At 30.9% G+C, this 4,003-nt stretch carries 5 protein-coding genes; 2 read left to right on the top strand and 3 right to left on the bottom strand.

All coding sequences use genetic code 11. The annotated features are described in order from the left end of the window. Positions 1-370, bottom strand: a 370-nt coding sequence (locus tag ABX784_RS15970) for a redoxin domain-containing protein (protein ID WP_372656063.1), incomplete at its 3' end; no start/stop codon positions are given. A 125-nt stretch (positions 371-495) separates the two neighbouring features. On the opposite strand from ABX784_RS15970, the gene ABX784_RS15965 reads away from it, so the two are divergent. Further along, positions 496-1,707, top strand: coding sequence for a GAF domain-containing protein (locus ABX784_RS15965; RefSeq protein ID WP_372656062.1), 1,212 nt, complete (start codon positions 496-498; stop codon positions 1,705-1,707). A 76-nt stretch (positions 1,708-1,783) separates the two neighbouring features. Next, complete coding sequence (locus ABX784_RS15960) at positions 1,784-3,034, top strand: hypothetical protein (protein WP_372656061.1); 1,251 nt, start codon at positions 1,784-1,786, stop codon at positions 3,032-3,034. A gap of 15 nt (positions 3,035-3,049) precedes the next feature. Here ABX784_RS15960 and ABX784_RS15955 read toward each other — a convergent pair whose 3' ends face one another. Together ABX784_RS15955 and ABX784_RS15950 are read right to left on the bottom strand one after the other, a co-directional pair. Continuing rightward, on the bottom strand, positions 3,050-3,619 hold the full coding sequence (locus tag ABX784_RS15955; protein WP_372656060.1) for a hypothetical protein: 570 nt from the start codon (positions 3,617-3,619) through the stop codon (positions 3,050-3,052). Further along, a partial coding sequence (locus ABX784_RS15950; RefSeq protein WP_372656059.1) for an OmpA family protein occupies positions 3,600-4,003 on the bottom strand: 404 nt, incomplete at its 5' end. The genes ABX784_RS15955 and ABX784_RS15950, both read right to left, overlap by 20 nt.

Below are 4,003 nucleotides of genomic sequence, written 5' to 3'. Positions count from 1 at the left end.
GCTTATTCTTTCCAAGAACGATTACTTTTTTAGATATAGGGAAGCTCGCACCGTATTTTATGCGACACATTTCTACGACCTCTTGATTTGATTCAGGAGTTTGTCCTCCAAAGTCATTTGAAGGAATTCCTATAACTCTCAGTCCTTCTTTTTGATATTTTTGATAGAGTTTTTCAATATCATCTAGTTGTCCAGTATAACCACAACGTGTCGCTATATTTATAATGAGTAGAGCCTTTCCTTTGTATTGTTGTAATTTAATTTTCTTACTCTTTGGTGCTAATAAAGTGAAGTCAAAAATACTAGTCTCATCTTCAGAAAGAGATGATTGTGATATAAAGAGGAGTATTGTAAGTGCAATGATTTTCATAAGGCTACCTTTGTGAGTAATAAGAGTAACACTAATTACAACTAGTTAAAATTAATAACTCTTTTATCCCTTAATTTTTGTTAAAGTATTAGTCTAAATACTTAATATCCTTTAAGATTAGAGATATGAAATATCCTGAATTTAAAAATAACAATACATTTTCAGAACTCCATGATGGGTTAAATGAAATTGATCTTTTAAGAAAGTTTTCTTCTAATTTAAAAACTATTCACTACTTAACTACAAGTCATTATGCTGACTTTAACAGTTTAATCAGTGAGTATATCCTAGCAGGAACTAAGATATTTAGTATGGAGTTTGGTATTGTTTCAAATATTGTAGAAGATGAATATACCGTTCTAGATGTCATATCTCCTGGTAACGTCTTAAGTCCAGGTGATACCTTTGACTTAGAAGGAACTTATTGTCGCGAGGTCGTAAACTCCCAGAAAGTTATTGGACTTCCTCATGTTGGGGCAATAAAAGAGATGCGTGGGCATCCTGTCTATCAAAATATGAAATTAGAGTCCTATATTTCAGCTCCTATCTATAAAGAAGATGTAATATATGGAACTTTAAACTTTTCATCAACTGAGGTCAGAGAATATGGGTTTTCAGAGTATGAAAGAGAATTAATTTCAATGCTTGCTCACTCTATTGGCACGTACCTTTCTCTAAGGGATAAAGAAGAAAAACTTCAAAGCGCAAATAAAAGAATTAGAACATTAACAGGTTACCTTGCTCATGATTTAAGATCTCCTCTTGGAAATATTTTTAGCCTAGCTGAATTATTGCCTGAAATGACTGAAGAAGAGTCTATAGAGATGATTAATGAAATTAAAGAAATCTCAAATAAGGCCATGGAGATAGTAAATACTGTTTTAGAAGCAGCAATAATAGGAGAAGGTAAATTAAGTTTAGATAAACGAAAGTACTTATTAGGAGATATTATTTCTGAGTCTATTAATGACTTTAAAACATACTCTAATAACTCTAATTTAAGCATAGAAGAGAATATAGAAGAGGCGCTTGTATTTATAGACAAAGAGAGAATACATCAAGTGTTTACAAACCTATTGTCTAATAGCTTAAAGTATTCAAAAGAAAATTCAATTATATATATATCAATTATAAATAAAGAAAAAGGTGTAGAGTTTTCAATGAAGAATTCTATAAAAGATAATAATAAGGTAAATAATATTGGAAGAAGCTCTGAAGAAAAAAGCTATGGTTTTGGTCTTGAGATTGTTCGTGAGATATTAAAGCTGCACTCTAGTGAGCTTCTTATTGATATTAAAGATGAAGAATTTACAGCATCATTTGTTTTAGAGTATTAAACTTCCTAATGTTTTGTGAAAACTTGTGAGCATGTGTTATAACCCTCACAAATCTACATAAATTTGGAAACTCATAATGAAGAAAATTTTACTCTCTATAATAGTACTACTTTCTATTTTGATCCTGACAGTACTAGTGACACCTTTCAGTTTATTTCAAAAACAAATTTTTGAGGCTATAAACTCAAGCTCAAGTATACGTGTTTCTACAAACGATTCTATCTCTTACAACTTGTTAAATGCACAAGAACTAAAGGCCGATAATATTTCAATTGAATTACCTGACTATTTGATTGACTTTGAGACAGTGCTCTTAAGAGTTGATATAAAATCTCTAATAAAAAAAGATATTGTAATTGAAGAATTGAAATTTAAAATTCGCTCTATTTCTGAAAAGAAAAACTTAAATAAAAAAACTGTTAATAAAAATAAAGAAAATAAAGCTAAAGGGATAGACTCAATAACTGTTAAGAATATTGATATTATTATAGATGAGGCCCTTTTAAGTGACTACAATGTAAATAATATTTCAATTATATCTAAAATTATCAACGTAAAGTTAGACGAACTTCTTATCGAAGGAAATATAGATCTATCTATATTAAATAAGGATTTGGAAGGTATTATTTCTCTTAAGAATACTGACTTTCAAAATATAGAAATAGATTTGAAATTAAATGATCTCGATAACTTGTTTCAACAGATAAAATTAAATGACATTAAATTGCATGGTGCATTGGAACTCAAATATAAGGGTCGTATTGAGAACTTTTCAGAACCCTTAAATAATGTGATGAGTTTGACCATTGAAGGTGAAAATTTAAGATGGGTAGGGAAGGACTTAGACGAGATATTGGATGCCTATATTGATAGTAAAAAAGTTGGTCTACTTGATGTTGCCGGGTACCTGACTCTAGGTCCAATAGGGATTCTTGTCTCTAAGGGAACAGACCTTGCTAAGGCCGGCTTGAAAGGTGTCGTTAATGGAGAAACAGTTATAGATAAGGTCTTTACTAAGGTCACAATGAATCAGAAGGTTGTAAGTCTTGAAGATGTTGCTGTAGCAACTAAAAAGCATAGAATAGTAGCAAATGGAAAAATTAATTTAAACGATCATAGATTTGAAGATTTTAATATTGGTACTGTCGATGAGAAAGGTTGTAGTATATTTGCGCAAGAGATTTCAGGAAAATTAGTAGACCCTGAGATTGGAGCACTTAACTCTATTATGAATGAGACTTTCTCAAAGTTTAAAGAGCTATTTAAAAGTAGTATCTCTTTAATAGTAGATAGATGTGACAATCAGTACCGTGGTGTTGTGAAGTAGTATTGATGAATTTTATTACTTGATACCTAAGCTATCAACTCTTTTGGCTATAAGGTTTATTCTACTTGAATACTCTTCATAGTGTGCTGTTGAAATATTTGACTTGAATAGGTTAAAGGATCTAAATACTTCAGTAATTCCCTCTCTAACTTCTTTTTTTACAAAAGGTATATAGGCAATATCTATAAATGAAATGGTATTTCTCTCAAGCTTAAGTTCTTTGGCATAATCTAAAATTATTACCCAGTTCTCATAGTAGAAAAGTGTAGATAAGAATTTATCTTTATTATTCTCAGAAAGAAAAATATCTTTTTCAAAGAGATAGTTTGTCTTTTCTATTATTGCAAGTATATCAGTAGGGGATGCACTCGCTAACGTTCTACCGAGGATTTGTCTAAAACATTCTTGATATTTTACCACTACTGGTGAATTAGGGCAGCTTATTCTTATAGAATTCTCATTGTACTGGAGTAAGAGCTTTTTACTTTCAGTAATATTATACTTTAAATAGAGCTTAGAAGAGATCAATCCAATAACTATAAATATAGTGAAAATAAATATTTTTCTAAGGATTGGTTTCTTCATTAAAATATACTCCCAGTCCGAATTTTACTTTCTTAGCATCTCCAATTGGCTCAATAACCTTGATGATAACTCTTCTATTTAGTGGAAGGTTATCTAGAATAGGAAGTCCTTTTTCATCTACATTTTCAGCAACCGGCTCTGTATCTCCCTTTGTTACTGAGACTAATTTTTTAGGGTTAAATCCTAGGTACTCGAATCGAGCGAGAACTTTTGCTGATCTTAATGCTCCGAGTTCCCATGCACTATCTATGCCTGGCATCTCTCTAAACTCATATGGATCACTATGTCCCTCAATTATGACTTTATAGTTTGGATCTCTTGATCTAATGATATCTATCAGAGTATCAAGTGCTGGGATCGAGTTGGTTTCAATTTTTGCAGATT

This window comes from Halobacteriovorax sp. (assembly GCF_041587335.1).
Lineage (GTDB): Bacteria > Bdellovibrionota > Bacteriovoracia > Bacteriovoracales > Bacteriovoracaceae > Halobacteriovorax.
This window is presented reverse-complemented; position numbering and strand designations above follow the sequence as displayed.

What these genes read in the sequence shown, in the direction of transcription:
- ABX784_RS15965 (WP_372656062.1), top strand. Translation starts at nt 496, where the DNA reads ATGAAATATCCTGAATTTAAAAATAACAATACATTTTCAGAACTCCAT.
- ABX784_RS15960 (WP_372656061.1), top strand. Translation starts at nt 1,784, where the DNA reads ATGAAGAAAATTTTACTCTCTATAATAGTACTACTTTCTATTTTGATC.
- ABX784_RS15955 (WP_372656060.1), bottom strand. Translation starts at nt 3,619, where the DNA reads ATGAAGAAACCAATCCTTAGAAAAATATTTATTTTCACTATATTTATA.